The 21,893-nt window shown below is 61.4% G+C and carries 20 protein-coding genes and 1 riboswitch; of the genes, 16 read left to right on the top strand and 4 right to left on the bottom strand.

The annotated features are described in order from the left end of the window. Positions 1-15 precede the first annotated feature (15 nt). The 3 genes from dusA to ACR0LX_RS19025 all read right to left on the bottom strand — a co-directional run bounded on the left by dusA (position 16) and on the right by ACR0LX_RS19025 (position 4,166). Entirely contained in the window at positions 16-1,023 is a 1,008-nt protein-coding gene (dusA, locus tag ACR0LX_RS19035) for a tRNA dihydrouridine(20/20a) synthase DusA (RefSeq protein WP_480785076.1), read from the bottom strand. A 392-nt stretch (positions 1,024-1,415) separates the two neighbouring features. Further along, positions 1,416-3,038: a glycosyltransferase family 2 protein gene (locus ACR0LX_RS19030; protein WP_480568332.1), complete on the bottom strand. Its 1,623-nt coding sequence runs from the start codon at positions 3,036-3,038 to the stop codon at positions 1,416-1,418. 132 nt (positions 3,039-3,170) lie between these two features. Beyond that, a complete protein-coding gene (locus tag ACR0LX_RS19025; protein WP_480785090.1) occupies positions 3,171-4,166 on the bottom strand; it encodes an NAD(P)-dependent oxidoreductase in 996 nt (331 codons plus the stop codon). Between the two features lie 107 nt (positions 4,167-4,273). Next, positions 4,274-4,479: riboswitch (cobalamin riboswitch) on the top strand. A gap of 94 nt (positions 4,480-4,573) precedes the next feature. Between ACR0LX_RS19025 and ACR0LX_RS19020 the strand changes: the two genes are divergently transcribed. The 7 genes from ACR0LX_RS19020 to cobJ are packed head-to-tail and all read left to right on the top strand — an operon-like array spanning position 4,574 to position 12,524. Then, a complete protein-coding gene (locus ACR0LX_RS19020) occupies positions 4,574-4,954 on the top strand; it encodes a DUF1636 family protein (protein WP_480785075.1) in 381 nt (126 codons plus the stop codon). Beyond that, on the top strand, positions 4,951-6,006 hold the full coding sequence (gene cobW / locus ACR0LX_RS19015; protein WP_480785074.1) for a cobalamin biosynthesis protein CobW: 1,056 nt from the start codon (positions 4,951-4,953) through the stop codon (positions 6,004-6,006). The genes ACR0LX_RS19020 and cobW overlap by 4 nt, the downstream gene beginning before the upstream one ends. Positions 6,007-6,009: 3 nt before the next feature. Continuing rightward, entirely contained in the window at positions 6,010-9,303 is a 3,294-nt protein-coding gene (gene cobN, locus ACR0LX_RS19010; protein WP_480785073.1) for a cobaltochelatase subunit CobN, read from the top strand. Further along, on the top strand, positions 9,300-10,421 hold the full coding sequence (locus ACR0LX_RS19005; protein WP_480785072.1) for a cobalamin biosynthesis protein CobG: 1,122 nt from the start codon (positions 9,300-9,302) through the stop codon (positions 10,419-10,421). Before cobN ends, ACR0LX_RS19005 begins: the two co-directional genes overlap by 4 nt. Beyond that, positions 10,421-11,050, top strand: coding sequence for a precorrin-8X methylmutase (locus ACR0LX_RS19000; RefSeq protein ID WP_480785071.1), 630 nt, complete (start codon positions 10,421-10,423; stop codon positions 11,048-11,050). Before ACR0LX_RS19005 ends, ACR0LX_RS19000 begins: the two co-directional genes overlap by 1 nt. Continuing rightward, positions 11,047-11,775 carry a precorrin-2 C(20)-methyltransferase gene (locus tag ACR0LX_RS18995; RefSeq protein WP_480785070.1) on the top strand — a complete coding sequence of 243 codons (729 nt, stop codon included), beginning with the start codon at positions 11,047-11,049 and terminating at the stop codon, positions 11,773-11,775. Before ACR0LX_RS19000 ends, ACR0LX_RS18995 begins: the two co-directional genes overlap by 4 nt. Then, the gene (cobJ, locus tag ACR0LX_RS18990; RefSeq protein WP_480785069.1) at positions 11,772-12,524 is read left to right on the top strand and encodes a precorrin-3B C(17)-methyltransferase; all 753 of its coding nucleotides are present in this window, start codon (positions 11,772-11,774) and stop codon (positions 12,522-12,524) included. The genes ACR0LX_RS18995 and cobJ overlap by 4 nt, the downstream gene beginning before the upstream one ends. Here cobJ and ACR0LX_RS18985 read toward each other — a convergent pair. Further along, on the bottom strand, positions 12,497-13,246 hold the full coding sequence (locus tag ACR0LX_RS18985; RefSeq protein ID WP_480785068.1) for a cobalt-precorrin-6A reductase: 750 nt from the start codon (positions 13,244-13,246) through the stop codon (positions 12,497-12,499). The genes cobJ and ACR0LX_RS18985 overlap by 28 nt on opposite strands. Here ACR0LX_RS18985 and cbiE point away from each other — a divergent pair. From cbiE to ACR0LX_RS18940, 9 genes are all read left to right on the top strand, one after another. Then, positions 13,245-14,444 (top strand): precorrin-6y C5,15-methyltransferase (decarboxylating) subunit CbiE, encoded by a 1,200-nt coding sequence (gene cbiE / locus ACR0LX_RS18980; protein ID WP_480785067.1) that lies wholly within the window; start codon positions 13,245-13,247, stop codon positions 14,442-14,444. The genes ACR0LX_RS18985 and cbiE overlap by 2 nt on opposite strands. Next, on the top strand, positions 14,441-14,809 hold the full coding sequence (locus ACR0LX_RS18975) for a cobalamin biosynthesis protein (RefSeq protein ID WP_480785089.1): 369 nt from the start codon (positions 14,441-14,443) through the stop codon (positions 14,807-14,809). The genes cbiE and ACR0LX_RS18975 overlap by 4 nt, the downstream gene beginning before the upstream one ends. Further along, the gene (cobM, locus tag ACR0LX_RS18970; RefSeq protein ID WP_480785066.1) at positions 14,806-15,600 is read left to right on the top strand and encodes a precorrin-4 C(11)-methyltransferase; all 795 of its coding nucleotides are present in this window, start codon (positions 14,806-14,808) and stop codon (positions 15,598-15,600) included. Before ACR0LX_RS18975 ends, cobM begins: the two co-directional genes overlap by 4 nt. Then, positions 15,593-16,921, top strand: a complete 1,329-nt coding sequence (locus tag ACR0LX_RS18965; protein WP_480785065.1) for a cobyrinic acid a,c-diamide synthase CobB — start codon at positions 15,593-15,595, stop codon at positions 16,919-16,921. Before cobM ends, ACR0LX_RS18965 begins: the two co-directional genes overlap by 8 nt. After that, complete coding sequence (cobA, locus tag ACR0LX_RS18960; protein ID WP_480785064.1) at positions 16,918-17,646, top strand: uroporphyrinogen-III C-methyltransferase; 729 nt, start codon at positions 16,918-16,920, stop codon at positions 17,644-17,646. The genes ACR0LX_RS18965 and cobA overlap by 4 nt, the downstream gene beginning before the upstream one ends. Then, the gene (gene cobF, locus ACR0LX_RS18955; RefSeq protein ID WP_480785063.1) at positions 17,639-18,382 is read left to right on the top strand and encodes a precorrin-6A synthase (deacetylating); all 744 of its coding nucleotides are present in this window, start codon (positions 17,639-17,641) and stop codon (positions 18,380-18,382) included. Before cobA ends, cobF begins: the two co-directional genes overlap by 8 nt. Positions 18,383-18,473: 91 nt before the next feature. Next, positions 18,474-18,938 carry a DUF302 domain-containing protein gene (locus tag ACR0LX_RS18950; RefSeq protein WP_480785062.1) on the top strand — a complete coding sequence of 155 codons (465 nt, stop codon included), beginning with the start codon at positions 18,474-18,476 and terminating at the stop codon, positions 18,936-18,938. 80 nt (positions 18,939-19,018) lie between these two features. Further along, complete coding sequence (locus tag ACR0LX_RS18945; protein ID WP_480785061.1) at positions 19,019-20,638, top strand: thiamine pyrophosphate-binding protein; 1,620 nt, start codon at positions 19,019-19,021, stop codon at positions 20,636-20,638. Then, entirely contained in the window at positions 20,625-21,809 is a 1,185-nt protein-coding gene (locus tag ACR0LX_RS18940) for a CaiB/BaiF CoA transferase family protein (protein WP_480785060.1), read from the top strand. Before ACR0LX_RS18945 ends, ACR0LX_RS18940 begins: the two co-directional genes overlap by 14 nt. Positions 21,810-21,893 lie beyond the last annotated feature (84 nt).

Below are 21,893 nucleotides of genomic sequence, written 5' to 3'. Positions count from 1 at the left end.
CGGCCGGGGGCCGTCCTACACCGCCCTGTCCACCTGCGACAGAGGCACCACGCTTTCCAAAGCACGCAACATCACTTCGGGGCCAGCATTCTCTTGCACGGCACCCTCGGACAGCGCGCGACGCCAGCCACGCGCGCCGGGACGCCCTGCGAACAAACCCAGCATATGCCGGGTGATCTGATGCAACCGCCCACCTTTGGCAAGGTGACGTTCGATATAGGGCACCATCTGGTACACGACATCGACGGGGTCGACACTGCCTCCCGCACCAAAGATCTGTCGGTCCGCATCGGCCAGAACCTCAGCTGGCTGATGATAGGCGGCACGCCCGATCATAACCCCGTCCAACCCTGCCTGAAGATGCGCGCGGGCCTGCGCGAGCGTGGTTATGCCCCCGTTGATCGAAACATGAAGATCAGGGAATTCGGCCTTCATCCGGTGAACAAGGTCATAGTCCAACGGTGGGATATCCCGGTTTTCCTTGGGGCTGAGCCCTTGCAGCCACGCCTTGCGCGCGTGGATGGTGACCCGCGCACACCCAGCCGCCTGGATTTTGCCCAGAAAGTCAGGCAGCACCTTGGCAGGGTCCTGATCGTCCACGCCGATCCGGCATTTGACAGTCACCTCGACGTCAACCGCCTCGCGCATCGCACTGACACAATCGGCGACGCGCTCTGGCTCTTTCATCAGAACGGCCCCAAACGTGCCCGACTGAACCCGATCAGAAGGGCATCCGCAGTTCAGGTTGATCTCATCATACCCCGCCTCGCCCCCCAGTCGGGCAGCCCGCGCCAATTCCTGCGGATCAGATCCCCCCAATTGCAATGCCACGGGATGTTCCTGCGGGTTGTAGTCCAGCAAATGCACCGCCCCGCCCCGCACCAGCGCAGGCGCTGTCACCATCTCGGTGTACAGCAAACTCTGCGCGCTGAGCAGGCGATGAAAGAAGCGACAATGGCGGTCGGTCCAGTCCATCATCGGCGCCACCGAAAGGCGTGAAGAATTTTTCACGTTATTTTTCAATATATTAACCTCGCCCCCAAATTTCCGCTTAGCATGACGTTCCGGGGTATCCGATCGTATTGCCAGGACATTTGGCGGTTTTCGATTCTGAGTTGCTACCGTGTAGCACAACTGAACCGACAGAACACCGCCCGGTCTGCGGGCCTAATCATCCATGTGTGCGACCCGCCCTCGGTATCTGGCTGAACCACAGTAATCGGCAGTCAAGCCCGACCGCTCATTCCTGAAGCAAGCCGCAATCAAGGTGTCGCAGGTTTCCATGTTCATAACGCCAAATGTGTAAGCGTAAACCAACGCCCATATTGGACGATATCGAAAAAATCCAATGAGCGTCCTGGCTTGACCTCTGTGCATTGCCGCTCGTTCTGGATCATTTCAAAGCCGGAAGAGACCTAGATCTTTTGCACCGCGACCTGCGCGCCTTTAATCGCCTTGAGGCGTACATCTGCCGAATTCTCACCCAAAAACTCGTGGAAAGCGCGCATGACACCGTCTTTCCACCATCCCTTACGGTGATAATCGTCCAGCATGATGACGCCGCCGACCATCATCTTGGGCAGGATCGCCTTCAGATCGGCCTTGACGCCCTCGTAGGAATGGTCGCCGTCCACATAGGCAAAACCGATACTTCCATTCTTGAACTGGTCCATCGCCGGGACCGAAAAATCGCGGATTACTGAAACCTTACCCAAGGCAATCTCATCGCGGTACTTTTCCTTAACGGATTCGTAGATGCGATCCATGTCTTTCTTGCTGCGCGCTCCGGCAAGCGAGACGCCATCGCCCGAGTCTTCCTGAACGCCCCAGGGGTCGATGAGAACCAGCTTGGACGGTTGCAACCCTTCCAGCAGGATCTCGGAAAATTCGCCCTTCCAGACGCCGATCTCGATGCTCAGCTTGCCCTTTGGCATCAGTTCCAGCAACTCGCGGCGCAAGCCGTCCTTGCGCTCGCGTTGCATGGCGCGCTTGCCGCGTCGCACGGGTGCGGTGACAGGGTCCGCGACCGGTTCAGCGGCCTTTTCCGGCTCGTCCAGCGGGGTTTGCAGCGCCGTAACAAAATCGGTCCAATCCGCGCGCCGCCTGAGCTTTCCGGCCTTGGTTCTGTGCCAGTTGCAGGCGCGTTCGTGAAGTTCGACAAGCTTTTCATCGGCCATCATCTTTGCACGCATCTCGTGCATGCCAGGCATATGCCCCAGGATCGAGCGATCCTCGACATTGTTGTGGTTCATCATGTTCCAATAATCCAGCCCCTGATCCTGGCTGATGTGGTTGGTGCGGCCACGATCACGTTTTACCAGAAAGCTGTCGGTGCTGCGAACGGCGTAGTGATGGATACGCGCATATTCGTGGCTGAACCCGCGCCAAGCGCGCCATTTGACCTGATCGGCGGGATACTCGTTCCCGCCCGCATCGCGCCACAGTACGTTTTCATAAGGTGCCTCGGGGTTGGGCGCGTGCTGCTCGTCGATCCGTGGCCTGTGGGCGCGGAACCGGTTGAACTTGCCATTGTTGCGGAACAGCGTCTTGAAACCCTTCGCCTTCTGATGCGGATATTTGTGCTCTGGCGCTGCGTGAAAAAAGGTCTCGGGCACGGGGCGGTCCACGAACTCTCGCTGCCCCCCCTGCCCGAACATGCGCCAACACATCGAGATCGCATCGGCATCACCACTGGCGCGAACGAAACTGCGGATATCTCCGCCGGGGACGCGAATGTTGATGTATTCGTCGACATCCAGGCTGAGTATCCAGTCCGAGGCCAGATAGCTAGGGTGGCGTCGGGCTTTGGAAAACGCAACCGTCTGTGGCTTTTCCTTGGGGCTGACAGGGTTGCGTTCGTGATGGGCCCAGCCCAATTCTTGCAGGCGGTCGGCGATGGCTGCGGTTCCGTCCGAGCAATCATTGGTATAGATCAGAATGTCATCGAATCCGATCGAGCGGTTATAGGCCACCCAATCGATCATGAAAGGTCCTTCGTTCTTCATCGTTGTCACGATGAGAAAGGTCTCATCCGTCATATTACGCTCGCTTGCCTGTGCCACTTACGGACTATTGGTTATGTGTTTAAAATAGCCTTAAGTTTTTGTCCAACCCGGAAGGCAGCCCAAAGGCGCCTGGGTTGGACCACGAACAACGAAAGCGCGCCGCCCTCAGACAGCCTGCCGGTTCGCCGGAACGACCTCATAGCCTGGCTCTTCGGGTTCATCATCGGCCATCTCGGCCGGAAATCCGGGTGCGCGAATGTCCAGGCCAGTCGCCTCTTCCAGTCGCTTGATGATATTCGGCGAAAGCTCGCGGTCACCAAACCGGGCGATGCCGTCTTCGAAGATCTTGATCATCAAGGGGTTGATTTCAAGGGGAACTCCGGCCCGGTCGGCAACCTCTTGAAACAGGCCGATATCCTTTTTCACAAGATCCATCGTGAATGAGATATCGCGCGAGCCATTGAGTATGACCTGGCTTTCGGTTTCGTGCACGAACGAGGTGCCCGACGAGATCTTGATCGCTTCGTAGGTCGTGTTCAGGTCCATTCCGGCGGCCTTGGCGGTGACCAAAGCTTCGGCGCAGGTGATCAGATTGGCGGTAGCAAGATAATTTGTCATCACTTTCAGGACCGAGGCCGAGCCCAGCTCGCCCGTATGCAGGATGCGCCGCCCCATCGTGGTCAGAAACGGCAGGATGCGTTCGAATGTCTCGCGATCACAGCCTGCAAAGATCGAGATATTGCCCGTCGCGGCCCGATGACAGCCCCCCGAAACCGGGCAATCCACCGCAGCACCGCCCTGTTCGATCACCATTGCGCCCAGACGCTTGACCTCGGCCTCATCTGTGGTGGACATCTCCATCCAGATTTTGCCCGGTCCGACCTCGGGCAGCATCTCCTGCATCACCGCATCCGAGGCAGCGGGCGAAGGCAGACAGGTAATGACCGCGTCGCAGTCACGCATCAGTTGCGCTGGGCTTTCGGCCGCTTTGGCCCCTTTGGCCACAAACTCGGCGACCAGATCCACGTTCAGATCATGAACCGTCAGATCGATCCCGTTGCGCAGCAGCGAGCCCGAAAGCTTTCCGCCAACATTTCCAAGGCCAATGAACCCTACTTTCATAGTCCGATACTCCGCATTCGAATTTCTCGTCCATGGCAGCACGATGTACCAACGCAAATCATGCCGCCGAACGACGCTGGCAGGTCGTTTTTCATCACCCTGTGCAATCCGTGAGCGCGACACGCTTGACAACGCGCCCGCTGGTGCCGCATGTCCGATCCGTTGGTGTCTGCAGCAGCAGATGAAAAGGGAATGCGTCAGCGGTTTTTCCGTCAAACGCAGCCGCCCCCGCGACCGTGACCGGAGAAGGTGCCCAATGCCACTGGCCTTATGGCCGGGAAGGCGGGACACCTGCCAGAGTGACCCTCTGACATCCGCAAGCCGGGAGACCTGCCAACACCCGAAGTTGAAACCGGACGGGGTGTTCCGGTGTCGGGTCCATGTCGCAATACGTGGCCCGCATGAAACCCCGTCCCCCACGAAGAGGATTTGGGGGGATGAGAGACATGACCGAGACCGCTCCGGTCGAACTGTTGGTTTGCACCACCTGCCGTCGCGGGCTGCCCGTTGAAGATGACGCACAGCGCCCCGGCACATTGCTGCATCAAGCGCTAGAACAGGCTGGCCTGCCCGAGGGCATCACCCTGAAAGCTGTCGAATGCCTGTCGAATTGTAACGAAGGGTGTTCGATCGTGCTGCGTGGTGGCCCGGATCGCTGGACCTTCGTCTATGAACATCTGAACGAAACCGATCATGTTGATGTGATCGTTGACGGCGCGACCAAATACCTCGCGACCGAAGACGGTCTGGTCAAATGGCGCGAACGCCCCGAACATTTCCGCAAAAACTGTGCGGCCCGCATTCCCCCTAATGGAGCCCTGAAATGAGCAATCTCGAAAAACTCCCCGTGACTGTGATCACCGGCTTTCTTGGCGCGGGAAAAACCACGCTGGTCAAGCATCTGATGCAGAATCCGCAGGGCAAGCGTCTGGCTGTGGTCGTCAACGAATTTGGCGATGTGGGCGTGGATGGCGACATCCTGAAATCCTGCGCCATCCCGGATTGCCCGGCGGAAAACATCATGGAACTGGCCAATGGCTGCATCTGCTGCACCGTTGCCGATGATTTCATCCCCACGATCGAGGCGCTGATGGCGCTCGAGCCGCGCCCCGATCACATCCTGATCGAAACTTCGGGGCTGGCCCTGCCCAAGCCGCTGCTGAAAGCCTTCGATTGGCCGGATATCCGCTCGAAAATCACCGTTGATGGCGTGATCGCTTTGGCTGACGCCGAGGCGGTCGCCGCCGGACGCTTTGCGCCGAATGTGGCGGCGGTGGACGCTCAGCGTCTGGCTGACGACTCGATCGACCATGAAACGCCTCTGTCCGAGGTGTTCGAGGATCAGATTTCCTGCGCCGACATTATCCTGCTGACAAAGCCCGATCTGGCCGGCCCTGAAGGCGTTGCCAAAGCCAAAGCGATCATCGCAGCCGAAGCGCCCCGTCCGTTGCCCGTGGTCGAAGTGGCTGAAGGTGCTGTGGATGTCCGCGTTGTTTTGGGTCTGGAAGCGGCCGCAGAGGATGATATGGCGGCACGACCCAGCCATCACGACGGTCACCACGATCACGAGCATGACGATTTCGAAAGCATCATTGTCGAACTGCCCGAACAGTCTGATCCGGCAGCTCTGGTTGCCAATATCGAACGTCTGGCCAAGGAACTGAACATATTGCGCGTCAAAGGCTATGCCGCCGTTCAGGGCAAACCGATGCGCCTGCTGGTGCAGGCCGTTGGTGCCCGCGTTCGTCACCAATATGACCGCCTGTGGGAGCCGGGCGAAGACCGCCGCTCGCGTCTGGTTGTCATTGCCGAGCATGACGACATCAAGGAAGCCGAAATCCGCGATATCCTCGTGGGTGTTCCAGAGGCCGCCGAGTAAGTCATGCACGTCGTCTTCCGCGAAAGCCACGGGCTCGACGAAACCGAGACCCCGACCGATCTGGGCCAGAGCCCGGCGGATTTGGTGGTGCTGTCTTTTTCCGACAGCGACCTTGGTGCTTTCGCGGCGGGCTGGCATCGCGGAGGTGGTCCCGAGGGACGGATGCCGACGCTGCGGCTGGCCAACCTGACGGCACTGAAACACCCGCTATCTGTCGATACCTATGTCGAACAGACCTTGGAAGGTGCCCAGGGCATCCTGATCCGTCTGATCGGGGGCGTGCCCTATTGGGCCTATGGCTTGCAGCAGGTTCTGGCCTTGGCGCAGGCAAAAGGCATTGCTCTGGCCGTTCTGCCCGCCGATGGGCGTGAGGATACACGGCTGGACGACTATTCCACGCTGCCCGTCTCTACCCTGCGACGTCTGGCGCATCTGTGCGACACCGGAGGAGAAGTCGCGGCACAGGCCGCCCTGGCGCAGATGGCCTTGGCTGCGGGGTTGTACGCCGGGCCGGTGATGGGTGCGAAAACCATACCCGACTGCGGCGCATGGTGCCCGGATCGCGGTGTCATCCCGGCGGACAAGGCGTTCTCGGGCGACGCAAGGCGCATCCTTGTGACCTTCTATCGGGCCTATTTGACCTCCGCCGATACCGCCCCGGTCGCGGCCCTGATCCGCAGCTTACGCGCGCGCGGGCTCGAAGCGATTGGCTTGTTCGCACCATCCCTCAAAGCGCCAGCAGCCGCAGACTGGCTGCGTGAACAGGTGGTTGCGATGAACCCGTCGGCAATCATCAATGCGACCTCGTTCTCGGGAAAGGGCGCGTCGGGCACCTCGCCTCTGGACGCTGCCATTGTGCCAGTGTTTCAGGTCGCGCTGGCCACGTCGCGCCGCAAGGCATGGGCCGAGGCGGAACGTGGCCTGTCGCCTGCCGACCTCGCCATGCATGTGGTGCTGCCAGAGGTCGACGGTCGCATTTCGGCAGGCATTGCATCGTTCAAAGAACCGGGCAAACGCGATCCGCATCTGGAATATTCCCGCTTTGCCCACCGCGCCGAACCCGAGCGGATCGAGGCGATCATTGATCGCGTGATCGGTTGGCTGAACTTGCAAGACAAGCCCAAGGCGGATCAGGTGCCCGCTCTGGTGCTGTCCACCTACCCCGGCAAGGATTGGCAGATGGCCCACGCGGTGGGTCTGGATGCGTTGGCGTCGGCCGAGGCAATGCTGGCCGATCTGCAATGCGAAGGCTATGATACCGCGCCTGCCGAACCGATTGCTGAAACGCTTTTGGACGCGCGGATTTCATGGTCTCTACACGACTATCTTGAAGCATCGGCCAACCTACCCAAGCAATTACGCGCAGACTTGTGGGCCGTTTGGGGTGAGCCTTCGAACGATCCTTCTTTCTCCGATGACGCCTTCCATTTTATCGCCCTGCGCCGCGGCAAGGCGCTGATCGCGCTGCAGCCCGAACGTGGCACGCCCGAGCTGCGCGATGACGACTATCACGACCTGTCCCGCACACCGCGCCACAGCTATGTGGCCTTCTACCTGTGGCTGCGCGAAAGCCTGCGCGCGGATGCGCTGATCCATATCGGCGCGCATGGTACGCTGGAATGGCTGCCCGGCAAATCGGTCGCTCTGTCCGCCGAGTGCTGGCCCGAGGCGCTGATCCGCGATCTGCCGTTGATCTACCCCTTTATCGTCAACGACCCCGGCGAGGCCGCGCAGGCCAAACGCCGGATCGGAGCTGTCACGCTGGGCCATATCCCTCCGGCATTGAAGGAAAGCGGCACACCCGACCGCATGGTACGGCTGGAATCGCTGCTGGATGAGTTTTCGAACGCCGATGGCCTTGACCCCAAACGCCGCGACCGTTTGCAAGAGGATATTCGGGACGAGGCGCAGGCCATTGGTCTGGAACGTGATCTTGGGCTCGATCAGGCCACCTGCACCGCCGAGGCGATCACGCGCATCGACCGCTTTGTCTGTGACATCAAGGAAAGCCAGTTCGGCGACGGCCTGCACATCTATGGCCGGGTTCCCGAAGTCACGGGCAATTTCGACCCCGCGCCCTCGGCCCATGCAGAACGCGAGGGCCTGATGGACGCACTGGCCGGAAAACGGATCGAGGCTGGACCCTCCGGCTCCCCTTATCGCGGCCGTTCGGACGTGCTGCCGACGGGTCGGAACCTCTACACCACTGACCCGCGCTCGGTCCCGACCCGTGCAGCCTATGCTCAGGGCGTGAAACTGGCCGAGGAACTGGTGCGACGGCATTTGCAAGAGGAAGGCGACTATCCCAAAGGACTGATCGTCGATCTTTGGGGGTCGGCCACAATGCGGACGGCGGGCGAAGAATTCGCCATGGCGCTGCACTTGCTGGGTGTGAGACCGGTCTGGGACAAAGGGTCCGAGCGAGTGTCGGGCATCGAGGTGTTGCCGATCACCGACCTTAGCCGCCCACGTCTGGACGTGACTTTGCGCGTCTCCGGCCTGTTTCGTGACGTGTTCCCGACGCTTTCGGCCCTGTTCGGACAAGCGGTGCGCGCGCTCTGTGGCCGTGACGAGGCACCGGATTGGAACCCATTTGCAGGACGAGGGCCTGCCGCGCGGGTCTTTGGCCCAGCACCTGGCAGCTATGGTCTGAACATGACCCACCTGTCCGAGACCTATACCGACGAGGCGCGCGCGCAGGCAGGCGAGGCTTGGCTGGATGCAAGTTCATTTGCGCTGGAAGGCGAGCACATCACGCAGGACGTCGATGGCATCACGCAGCGCGTCGCCAACGCGGACAGTTTCGTGCATCTTCAGGATCTGACCGAAACCGATCTGCTGCTGGCCAATGATTATGCCACGCACGAGGCCGGTTTTGCCGCCGCAAAGAAGGTCACCGGAGGTACGGCGCAGCTGTATCATCTGGACAATACCAACCCGGACACCCCGCGCGCGCGCACCCTGCCCGAAGAAATCAGCCGCGTGGTTCATGCCCGCGCCGCCAATCCTGCGTGGATTGCGGGCATGCAGCGTCACGGGTTCCGTGGCGCTGCCGAAATCGCGGCAACGCTGGACCATATGGCATCCTTTGCGCATCTGTCGGGCACTGTTGCGCCACACCTGTTTGATCTCTACCACGACGCCACGCTGGGTGATGAAGAGGTTGACGCCTTCCTGGAAACAGCCAATCCGCAGGCGCATCAGGCCATACAGGATCGGTTCCGCGCGCTGCTGGAGGCTGGGTTGTGGGAGACCCGCCGCAATTCGATCCGCGCGGATCTGGAGGGGATGGGATGAGCGCCCCTGTCGTTCAAGGCTGGTGCCCCGGCGCTCATCGTCCGATGATGTCGGGCGACGGGCTGGTGGTGCGGGTCCGCCCCCGGCTGGCACGGCTGGATGCGGAACAGATATTGGGTCTGTGCGGCTTGGCCGATCGTTTTGGCAATGGCACGATCGATCTGACCAACCGCGCCAACCTGCAACTCCGGGGCGTTCACGAGGGTGACCATCAGGCGCTTCTTGCGGAGCTTGCCGCCCTAAACCTGTTGGATGCGGAACCGGGCATCGAAATGCGCCGCAATATTCTGGTCACACCGCTTTATCAGACGGGGGATCTGACGTCGCGGCTGGCGCAGGAATTGATCGACCGGCTGGCTGAACTGCCGAGCCTTCCCGCCAAATTCGGCTTTGCAATCGACACCGGGCCCAGGCGCCTGCTGACCTCCGACTCGGCGGATATTCGACTGGAAACGGGTCGCGATGGTCTGATCCTGCGCGCCGATGGGGCCGCGACCGGACGCCGCGTGTCCGAGGCTGCAGCCATTGACCAAACAATTGCGCTGGCCCATTGGTTTGCCGAGACGCACACGCCCGAGGCGCGCCGCATGGCCCGCGTGGTCGCAGGCTTGCCCACGGATTGGCAGGGTTCTGCACCAGGTTCAAACGGTGCAGCGCTTCGCCCAGGTGCGTGCGAGTTGGGAACGTTCTATGGTGCGGCCTTTGGCTCTTTGCCCGCACGCGCGCTTTTTGACCTGATCAAAAACAGCGGCGCGTCGGCCCTGCGGGTGACACCTTGGCGGCTGTTCCTGCTGGAAGGCGGGGCGGCGATACCCGCACCAGACTTTGTCACATCGGGCAGCGATCCGCTGATGACCACCGACGCCTGCCCCGGCGCGCCGTTCTGTCCGCAGGCGCAAGTGGAAACCCGTGACCTAGCCCGTGCAATGGCACCGCGTGTTTCCGGCCTTCTCCATGTCTCGGGCTGCGCCAAGGGCTGCGCCCGAACGGGGACCGCCGATATCACATTGGTGGGCAACAACGGACGATTTGATCTTGTCAAACAGGGCCGCGCGGGGGATGAGCCCATCCAACGCGGGCTGAGCCCCGAAACACTACTGACCATGGACCTGACCTGATGCCCTATGAATACGAAACCGACGGCGCGGCGATCTACAAGGAGAGCTTTGCCACCATTCGGTCCGAAGCCGATCTGGCCCGGTTCAACACCGACGAAGAGCAGGTCGCCGTTCGCATGATCCATGCCGCCGGGATGGTCGGGCTGGAGGAGTTCGTGCATTTCTCGGACGGGTTCGTACCCGCAGCGCGCACCGCGTTGGAAGGCGGCGCACCGATCCTGTGCGACGCGCGTATGGTCAGCGAAGGGGTGACCCGGTTCCGCCTGCCCGCCGACAACGAGGTGATCTGTACGCTGCATGATGAGCGCGTGCGCCCTCTGGCCGCTAAGATGTCCAACACGCGGTCCGCCGCAGCGTTGGAACTGTGGCGTCCTCATTTGGACGGCGCTGTGGTCGCGATCGGTAACGCTCCGACCGCTTTGTTCCACCTGCTGAACATGCTTGAGGACCCCGATTGCCCCCGCCCAGCCGCCATAATTGGCTGCCCGGTCGGCTTTGTTGGCGCAGTTGAATCCAAAGACGCGCTGTGGGCAGCGCAACCGGTTCCGTCCTGCATCGTCAAGGGCCGTTTGGGCGGCAGCGCCATCACTGTTGCGGCTGTTAATGCCATCGCGAGCCGCGCCGAATGAGCGCGGGAAAGATCTACGGCGTGGGCCTTGGCCCCGGCGATCCGGACCTGATGAGCGTTCGGGCGGACCGATTGTTGCGCAACGCGCGCCACGTTGCCTTTTTCCGCAAGCCGGGCCGCAGCGGCCAAGCGCGAAAAATCGTCAATGGCATGATCCCCGAGGGCGCGGTCGAGTTCCCGATGGAATACCCCGTCACAACGGAGATCCCTCTGTCGGACCCGCGCTATAACGAATTGCTCTCGGCCTTCTACGAAGACTGCGCTGCGCATCTGAAGTCGTTGTCGGATCAGGGTGAAGAGATTGTTGTCCTCTGCGAAGGTGATCCGTTTTTTTATGGATCATTCATGCATCTTTACAGCAGGCTGCGCGACCAAGCTGATGTAGAGGTCGTTCCTGCAATTACCGGCATGTCAGGGGCATGGACTGCGACCGGAGATCCGATTACCTGGGGTGATGACGTGCTGACCGTGCTGGTCGGAACCCTGCCCGAAGATACGCTGGCCGCGCGCATGGCACAGACCGACGCGCTGGTGGTGATGAAGATCGGGCGCAATATCAACAAGGTGAAACGAGCGCTGAAAACTGCCGGTTTGTATGACCGCGCGTGGATCGTCGAATACGCGCAAATGCCGAACCAGACGGTCACGAAACTGTCTGAGGCCTGCGAGAAGATCACGCCTTATTTCTCGATCATCATCGTGCATGGTCAGGGGCGGCGACCATGAGCGGTTGGGTCAAGATCGCGGGTCTTGGACCCGGCGCTGAGGCGTTGGTAACTCCCGAGGTGACCGACGCGCTGACCGAGGCCACGGATGTGGTCGGATATATCCCCTATGTCGCGCGTGTGGCCGAACGCCCCGGACTGACATTGCACGCCAGCGACAACCGGGTCGAGATCGACCGCTCGCAGCACGCCTTGCAAATGGCGGCCGAGGGGAAACGCGTGGTTGTGGTCTCGTCCGGCGACCCCGGTGTATTCGCGATGGCAGCGGCGGTGTTCGAAGCGTTGGAAAACGGCCCGGTCGCGTGGCGCAACATCCCCATCGATGTTCTGCCGGGGATCACCGCAATGCTGGCGGCGGCGGCAAGGGCCGGTGCACCTTTGGGTCATGATTTCTGCGCCATCAACCTCAGCGACAACCTCAAGCCGTGGACGCTGATTGAAAAACGTCTGCGACTTGCCGCGCAGGCGGATTTTTCGATGGCCTTCTACAATCCACGCTCGAAATCACGTCCAGAGGGTTTTGAAAAGACACTGGAAATTCTGCGCGAAGAATGTGAACCCGAACGCCTGATCCTGTTCGCCCGCGCCGTATCCCGCGCCGATGAGGCAATCCGCATTTCGACGCTGGCAGAAGCGACTGCGGATATCGCGGACATGCAGACCGTGGTTCTTGTAGGTTCGTCTCGCACCCGCGTCATCGAGCGGGACGGAACTCCGATCGTCTATACCCCGAGGTTCACGCCGGAATGATCGAGCCAGTCCAGAACCTGCGATACGCTCGAAAATTCGGTCCTCTGCGGCAGGGCCGGACGGTCGATCATCAGCACCGGCACGCCCAGCGCCCGCGCGGCGTCCAGCTTGGCGCGCGCGCCGGTGCCACCGGCGTTCTTGGACACGACCAGCTGAGAACCATGCTGCGCGATCAACGCGCGGTCACCGTCAACCGTGAACGGTCCGCGCGACACCACGATGTCGCAATGCGGCAGCGGCAGAGTGTCGGGCTGATCCACCAGCCGCAGCAGGTAATGGTGTTGGGGCTGAGCCGCGAAGTCGTGCAGATGCATGCGGCCAACGGCGAGAAAGACGCGCCGCGGCTCACCATCCAGCACGCTGACCGCTGTCGCGATATCGGGCACGTGTTGCCATTTGTCCCCTGGTTCGGGTGTCCAGGCGGCGCGGGTCAACGCGGCCAGCGCAACGCCCGATTGTTGGCAGGCCGCATCCGCATTGTGGCTCATCTGCGCCGCGAATGGATGCGTGGCGTCTATCACGTGCGTTATCGCGTTTTCGCGGATGTATCGCGCCAACCCTTCAGCCCCGCCAAAACCACCAACGCGGACGGGCAAAGGTTGCGGACGCGGGCAGTCGACGCGTCCGGCATAAGAATAGATCGCAGGAAAACCCTTCTCAGCCAGGGCGCGCGCCAGTGCATTGGCTTCGGTCGTGCCGCCAAGAAGCAGGAGGTTGGTCATGTCTGATGCTCCGTGGCTGACCGTAATGGGCTTGGGCGAGGATGGACTGGATGGCCTGTCCGCCGCAAGCCGTCAAGTGCTTGACCAAGCCGAGGTCATCATGGGCCCGCCCCGCCATTTGTCGCTGGTTCCTGACTCCCGGGCCGAGCGAATAGAATGGCCGGTACCCTTTGCCGACGGGCTGGCAATCCTGACGGGCCTGCGCGGGCGGCGCACGGTTGTGTTGGCCTCGGGCGATCCGTTCTGGTTCGGCGCGGGATCGGTCATCGCACGCAACTTTGCAGCATCCGAATGGACTGCGCGGCCGGGGCAATCGACCTTTTCGCTAGCCGCTGCGCGGCTGGGCTGGCCATTGGAAAGCACTTTGACGCTTGGCCTTCACGCCGCCCCTCTGACGCGGCTTCGACCACATCTATCAACCGGGTTAAGGGCGATCGTTCTGCTGCGCGACGGGCCAGCCGTCGCCGAACTGGCCACCTATCTGACCGAAACCGGCTTTGCCGATTCTACATTGCACGTGATGGAGGCGTTGGGTGGCCCTCGGGAACGTGCGCGCAGCGTTTCACTGACCGAGGCGCTGCAGGGATCGTTCGAGCACCCTGTTTGCGTCGGGATCAACGTCAAAGGTGCAGGCCACGCCTTTCCCAAAGCCTCTGGCAAGCCGGATGAGATTTTTGAAACCGATGGACAGATCACCAAACGCCCGATACGCGCGCTGACCTTGTCGGCGCTGGCTCCGCAACGGAACGAGCATCTGTGGGACATTGGTGGCGGCACCGGATCAATCAGTATCGAATGGCTGATGTGCGATCCAACTTTGACCGCCACAAGCATCGAACCGCGCGCAGACCGGGCCGAGCGCATTCGTCGCAATGCCGACGCGTTGGGGCAGGATCGGCTTGGTGTGGTGCATGGCACCGCGCCGGATGCGCTGGCCGGTTTGCCTGCCCCGGATGTTGTTTTCGTCGGCGGCGGGCTTAGTTCCGACCTGCTCGACTGGCTCCATACCAACCTTCAATCGGGTGTCCGGCTGGTCGCCAATGCGGTGACGCTGGAAAGCGAAACCTTGCTGGCGCAATGGCATGAGAAACTGGGCGGCGAGCTGCTGAGAATTGAGCTAGCGCAGTCAGCCGCCCTGGGGTCACGCCGCGGATGGAAATCCGCCTACCCGGTGGTGCAGTGGAGCGTGACGCTATGATCGTTGCGGGCATCGGTTTTTCGTCGACGGCGACGGCTGAAAGTCTGCGCCAAGTGTTCGATCTGGCCGCCAGCGGTAAGCCTGTCGATGCCCTGGCCACGGTTGCCGACAAAGAAGGGCACCCGGCGCTGGCCGAATTTGCCGCAGCCAAGGGATTGCCCCTTCAATTCATCCCCTCCGCCGATCTGGCGGGGCAACGCACCCTGACATGCTCGAACCGCAGCCGCGCGACCTATGGTACTGGCAGCGTGGCTGAAGCATCCGCGCTTGCCGCTGCCGGAACCGGTGCGCGGCTTTTATCGCCCAGATTTATCTCAGACGACCGGCTGGCCACCTGCGCCCTAGCCATCGGAGGACAGACATGACCGTTCATTTCATTGGTGCCGGACCGGGCGCCGCCGACCTGCTGACCCTGCGCGGGCGCGATATCATCGCGTCCTGTCCCGTGTGCCTGTATGCCGGATCGCTGGTGCCGGAAGAGATACTGGGCCACTGCCCCGAGGGCGCGAAGATCATCAACACCGCACCGATGGATCTGGATCAGATCATGGCGGAAATCGAGGCTGCGCATCAGGCGGGTCAGGATGTGGCACGGCTGCATTCCGGCGACCTGTCGGTCTGGTCGGCGATGGGGGAGCAGATCCGCCGCCTGAAACAGATGGGCATCCCAGTAAGCGTTACCCCGGGCGTGCCGTCCTTTGCCGCTGCCGCAGCCTCTCTGGGCACAGAACTGACCCTGCCCGGGCTGGCGCAATCTGTGGTTTTGACCCGGACGCCGGGGCGCGCATCCTCGATGCCCGAGGGCGAAACGCTGGAAAATTTTGCCCGCACCGGTGCGACCCTGGCCATTCACCTGTCGATCGGAAATCTGGACAAGGTGATTGCCGATCTGACGCCTGCCTATGGCGCGGATTGCCCGGTGGCTGTGGTATATCGCGCCAGCTGGCCGGATGAGCGGATCATCCGCGCCACTTTGGAGACGCTGAAAGAAGCCTTGGACGAGAGCATCTCACGCACTGCCTTGATCATGGTCGGCCCGGCGCTGGCGGGTGAAGGGTTCGACGAAAGTTGCCTGTATTCAAAGGATTATGACCGCCGCTATCGCCCTCAAAGCGCGGATAGCCCCTGGTCAAGCTGGAGCCCCGAAGATGAGTGAGGCAACGACCAACCCGCCCGGCATACTGATCTCGGCCCCCTCGTCGGGCACCGGCAAGACAACGGTCATGCTGGGCCTGTTGCGGGCATTGGCCGAGGATGGGTTGACGGTGCAACCGTTCAAAAGCGGGCCGGACTATATCGACCCGGCCTTTCACCGGGCCGCTGCGGGCCGCGCCTCGTTCAATCTGGACAGCTGGGCGATGGCCGAACCGCTGCTGAACGCGATTTCGGCGCAGTCTGAAGGCGCTGATATCGTCGTGGCCGAAGGCTCGATGGGATTATTTGACGGCGTCGCCAAACCCGGAGAGCTTGGCCACGGATCAAGCGCCGAGACTGCGCAAAGGATGGGCTGGCCGGTGGTACTGGTGCTCGATGTGGGCGGACAGGCGCAATCGGCGGCAGCTACGGCGCTGGGGTTCAAGATGTACAATCCCGATCTTCCCTTCGCCGGTGTCATTCTGAACCGCTGCGCCAGTCCACGGCACGAGCGTTTGACCCGGCTGGGCATGGAACGCGCAGGCCTGCCGGTTCTGGGCGTGTTGCCCCGCCGAGGCGATCTGACCCTGCCCGAGCGGCATTTGGGGCTGATCCAGGCCGTCGAACATCCTGATCTGGAAAGCGCGATTGTCGGCTATGCGGCGTTCCTGCGCGAGCATGTGGATCTTGAGGCGATCAAACGGGCGGCTTCCTCAGGCCCGACGGGGCCATCGTCAGCCGCGCTGCCGCGGCCTCCGGCGCAACGGATCGCGCTGGCCCGGGATGCGGCGTTTTCCTTCACCTATCCGCACCTGCTGGAAGGCTGGCGCGCGGCGGGCGCCGAGGTGCTGCCCTTTTCCCCACTTTCGGATGAGGCACCAGCTATAGACGCCGATCTGGTGTGGTTGCCCGGCGGGTATCCCGAATTGCACGCTGGCGCGTTAGCCGGAGCAGATAACTTCCTGACTGGATTGCGCAAACACGCAGAATCCAAACCTGTTCATGGCGAATGCGGTGGCTACATGGCTTTGGGCGAAGGTCTGATTGACAAGGACGGCACCCGGCATCGTATGGCCGGGCTTTTGGGGCTGGTCACGTCCTACGAAAAGCGAAAGTTCAACCTCGGGTATCGCCGGGCGGAACTGCTGACGGCGATGCCCGGATTTGCTGCCGGAACCGCGTTGCGCGGGCATGAGTTCCACTATTCCTCGATCATCGAACAACCAGATGCTCCGCTGGCGCGGGTTTTCGACGCTGAAGGCGCGGAAGGGCCGCAAACCGGATCGGTGCGCGGCAATGTGACCGGTACGTTTTTTCACCTGATCGCCGAGGCCGTGGCATGAGCGGGTTCGTCTCGTTTATCGGGTCGGGACCCGGTGATCCGGAACTGCTGACGCTCAAGGCGGTGGACCGGATGCAAAAGGCCGATGCGGTTTTGTTCGACGACCTGAGCAGTGGCCCGATCCTGACCCATGCGCGCGAGGAGGCCGACTTGGTTGGCGTGGGCAAGCGGGCAGGCCGCCCCTCGCCCAAGCAAGACCACGTGAGCCGACTGTTGGTGGATTACGCAAAGACTGGCGCGCGCGTTGTGCGGCTGAAGTCCGGCGACGGCGGATTGTTCGGACGGCTGGAAGAGGAACTTCTTGCGCTGCGGGCTGCCGGTGTCGATTATGAGATCATTCCGGGCATCCCGTCCGCTGTTGCGGCGGCAGCGGCGGCAGGCATTCCCCTGACCCGACGACTGACAGCACGTCGCGTGCAATTCGTCACCGGCCACGACGTCAGCGGGCAACTTCCAGACGACCTGAATCTGCCTGCGCTTGCTGATCCTCAGGCAACCACCGTGGTGTTCATGGGCAAGCGGACATTCCCATTGCTGGCCGAGGCCCTGCATCGGCACGGCCTGCCGCTGGATACTCCGGCATTGATGGCCGAATCCGTTTCGACGCCCGAGCAATCGCTGCTCCGGTCAACGGTTGGCGCGCTGTCGGACAAGTTGGGTGCCGCGGTCGGCAAGGCCCCAGCCCTTATCCTATTTGGGCCTCTGGCGGAGTTCGACGATGTTTGAACTGACCCTGATCGGCATCGGCACCGGCAACCCCGACCATGTGACCTTTCAAGGCGCGCAGGCGATCCGAGATGCCGACCTGATCCTGATCCCCCGAAAGGGTGAGAACAAAGCCGATCTGGCTGGGCTGCGCGAGGACATCATAGCGCGGGTTGCCGATGCGCAACCTAAAGTCGCCTATTTCGACATTCCCAAGCGCCGGGCTGATGACGGTTATCTGCGCGGTGTGGACGAATGGCACGACGCCATTGCCGAACGCTGGACGGCAGCGATTGCTGATCACACTGGGGCGAAGAAAGTTGGATTGCTGATCTGGGGCGACCCGTCGCTCTATGACAGTGCGTTGCGGATTGCCGCGCGCCTGAAACCGCGCCCTGAAATGCGCGTTATCCCCGGCATCACTGCTTTACAGGCATTGACCGCAGCGCATGCGATACCGATCAACGAGATTGGCGCGCCGTTCGTGGTTACGACCGGACGGCGCATCCGCGACGAAGGCTTGCCCGCAGCCGCTGACAAGGTTGCGGTCATGCTGGACGGCGAATGTTCCTTCCAGAACCTTGAGATGGCCGATTATGACATTTGGTGGGGCGCCTATGTCGGCATGAATGAAGAAATCCTGATCCACGGCCCGCTCGCTGACGTCTCGGACGAGATCCTGGCGACCCGCGCCAGGGCACGGGCCGATCACGGATGGATCATGGATATCTACTTGCTTGCAAAGCGCCCGGCCTGACGGCGTCACCTTGAGCTGCGCACGAGATTGTGAGTGCGCAAATGGCTGAATTTCTGGCATAAAACGCCCACCAGAAACTGGGGGCGACGCCATGAAACTGAAACTGGCCACATTGGCCTTGCTGGCAGCGCCCGCCTGGGCGGAAGATCTGCAACCGCGACCGGGATGGGAGGTTTTGTCGACCGGCAAGCCCTATGACGCACTGGTGTCGGATACGGTATCGGCTATCAAAGACGGTGGGTTGATCGTGGTCACGCAGGCTGGTCCGACAAAAGCAGCGGCAGCGCGTGGCATCACAATACCCGGCAACCGGGTGATCGGGGCCTTCAACAACGATTATGCGGTGCGTGTTCTCGAGACTTCGACCGCAGCGATGATCGAAGCGCCGATCCGGTTTTATGTAACCGAGAACGCGGATGGATCTGCAACCCTGTCCTACAAAACGCCAAGCTTTGTATTTGATCCTTATACCGACGATGGCGGGGATGAATTGCGCAATATTGCGGCAGAACTGGACAAAACGTTTCACGCCATTGCGCAACAGGCCGTCAAATAGTCACACTGCTGTGATCTGGCTTGCGTCCAGGACCGGGCTCCGCAATCTGCTCCGACAAGAACAACTTCGGAGCATGACTGATGCAGGACCTAGCGCCCCGTGCCGCTGATCTACTGGCCCAACGCTTGTACGAAGCGGGGTGCCGCCACGCGTTCGGAATGCCCGGCGGCGAAGTTCTGACGCTGGTGGATGCGCTGGAACAGGCCGGTATTACGTTTCATCTGGCCAAGCATGAGAACGCCGCTGGTTTCATGGCCGAAGCCGTGCATCACCGCGACGGTGCGCCCGCCATTCTGGTGGCAACGCTTGGACCGGGCGCAATGAACGGAATCAATGTGGTCGCCAATGCGTTGCAAGACCGGGTGCCAATGATCGTGCTGACCGGCTGCGTCGATGCGGATGAGGCGCTGACCTATACCCATCAGGTCATGGACCACAGCCAAGTTTACCAGTCGATCACCAAGGGGACATTCCTGTTGACGGCTCAAGGTGCCGATGTCGTCGCGGACAAGGCGGTGTCGCTGGCAAATCAACCGCGCCCAGGGCCGGTTCACATCGACGTTCCGATCTCGGTTGCGGATACGCGCGTGTCCGGTGTCAAACGCCGTCGCCTTGCGAAAGTCGCGCCGGTTTCACCGGGGGGCGAGTGTCTTGAAAAGGCCCGGCGCTGGGTGGCTGAGGCCGAGCGGCCTTTGGCAATTGTCGGGCTCGACGTGATGTATGACGATTCGCGCAGCGTCGTTCAGGCGTTTCTGGAGCATTTCGGCATACCCTTTGTCACAACCTACAAGGCCAAGGGCATCGTGCCCGAAGACCATCCATTGTGTCTGGGTGGCGCGGGTCTTTCACCGTTAGCCGACAAACATCTGGTGCCTTTGGTCGAACAAGCCGACATGGTGTTGTGTCTGGGCTACGACCCGATCGAAATGCGCCCTGGCTGGCGCGAGATCTGGGACCCTGAAGACAAGCGCGTCATCGACATCTCGGCCGTGGTCAATGACCACTATATGCATCAGGCCGGACTGCATCTGGTCGCGGATACCGGATCAACGCTCGAAGCAATAGCAAAGGGCAATCCGGCGCGCGAAGCCTGGCCCGGCAATGAACCGGAGGCTGTCAAAGCGGCGCTGGCCCAGGCGTTTCCGACGGATGAGGAATGGGGACCAGCAGCCGTGATCGCCGAAACCCGCGATGCTCTGCCACGCGAGACGCTGGCGACCGCCGACAGCGGCGCGCATCGCATCTTGCTGAGCCAGATGTGGACCTGTTCAGAAGAACGTGGGTTGATCCAGTCCTCGGCCCTTTGCACCATGGGCTGCGCAGTACCGATGGCCATCGGCTTGAAACTGGCAGAACCGGATCGACCCGTCATCAGTTTTTCCGGCGATGCCGGGTTCCTTATGGTTGCGGGAGAGCTGTCGACCGCTGCCGAGATGGGGGGCAACCCGATCTTTCTGGTCTTTGTCGACGCCAGCCTCGCGCTGATCGAATTGAAACAGAGGCAGCGGCAGATGGGCAACCGGGGCGTCGATTTCGACCGCCATGACTTTGCCGCGCTGGGGCGCGCATTCGGTGGCTATGGACATACGGTCCGCAACCGCTCAGAACTGCGGGCGGCGCTGAAGGAGGCTGTCAAAGCTGACCGTTTCACCGTAATCGCCGCCGAGATCGAGCGTGGGGGATATGATGGCCGAATCTAAGGGACCGCTGCAGGGCGTTAAGGTTCTGGACTTGTCGCGAATTCTGGCCGGACCGACCTGCACGCAATTGCTGGGCGATCTGGGGGCCAGTGTCATCAAAATCGAAAACCCGTCAACGGGCGGCGATGATACCCGGCAATGGGGTCCTCCGTACGCCACCGATGCGGACGGCAACCGGTCCGACCTGAGTGCCTATTTCATGTCGTCGAACCGGAACAAGAAATCCGTGGCGCTGGATATCGCCACCACCGAAGGTCAGGCCGAAATCCGGCGTCTTGCCGCGCAGGCCGATATTCTGATCGAGAATTTCAAACCCGGTGGTCTGGCCAAATACGGGCTGGACTATGCCACGCTGTCCCAGGAGTTTCCGGACCTCGTTTATTGCTCGATCTCGGGCTACGGCCAAACGGGTCCAAACGCATCGAAACCGGGTTACGACCTGATGGCGCAGGGTTATGGCGGGATCATGTCTCTGACCGGTGATCCGCAGGGGTCGCCGATGAAGGTCGGGGTCGGTATCGCGGATGTCATGTGCGGGATGTATGCCTGTGTCGGCATTCTGGCCGCGCTGCGCCACCGGGACCAGACCGGCGAAGGTCAGCAGATCGATCTGGCGCTGGTGGACGCGCAGGTCGCCTGGCTGATCAACGAGGGGGTGAACTACCTGACCTCGGGCAATGTGCCCCAAAGGCGCGGCAACGGGCATCCCAATATCGTGCCATACGAGGTCTATGAAACATCCGACGGCCACGTGATTCTGGCGGTCGGAAATGACGGCCAATTCGGACGGATGTGCGAATTCATTGAGATGCCGGAACTTGCAGAAGACCCGCGATTTGCGACTAATCCGTCAAGGCTGGAACACCGCGACGCGCTAAACGACATTCTGCGGCCCGCAATTCAAACGCGCAGCACCGACGACGTGATTACAGGGCTCGAGGCGCGAAAGGTGCCCGTTGGTCCGGTACGGACCTTGGATCAGGTCTTTGCCAGCGATCAGGTGGCAGCGCGGCAGATGCAGATCTCGATGCAGGCCGATCCGGGACAGGTCGAACTGATCGGGAATCCGCTCAAACTGTCGCGCACACCGGTGACATATCGCAGCGCACCACCGGTCTGCGGGGCGGATACCAAGGCCGTTCTGGCGTCGGATACCCCCTTCGAAGATTGAAACACTCCGCCCATTTAAGCGGCAAGTTGCTGAAACATGTCGTTGAATCGGCGGATTTATTCACTTTTTCCACACACGCGTTTT

The sequence above is a fragment of the Ruegeria sp. CH11 genome, assembly GCF_056537105.1.
Note: the sequence above shows the minus strand (reverse complement) of the source record. Positions and strands in the feature narration are given on the sequence as shown.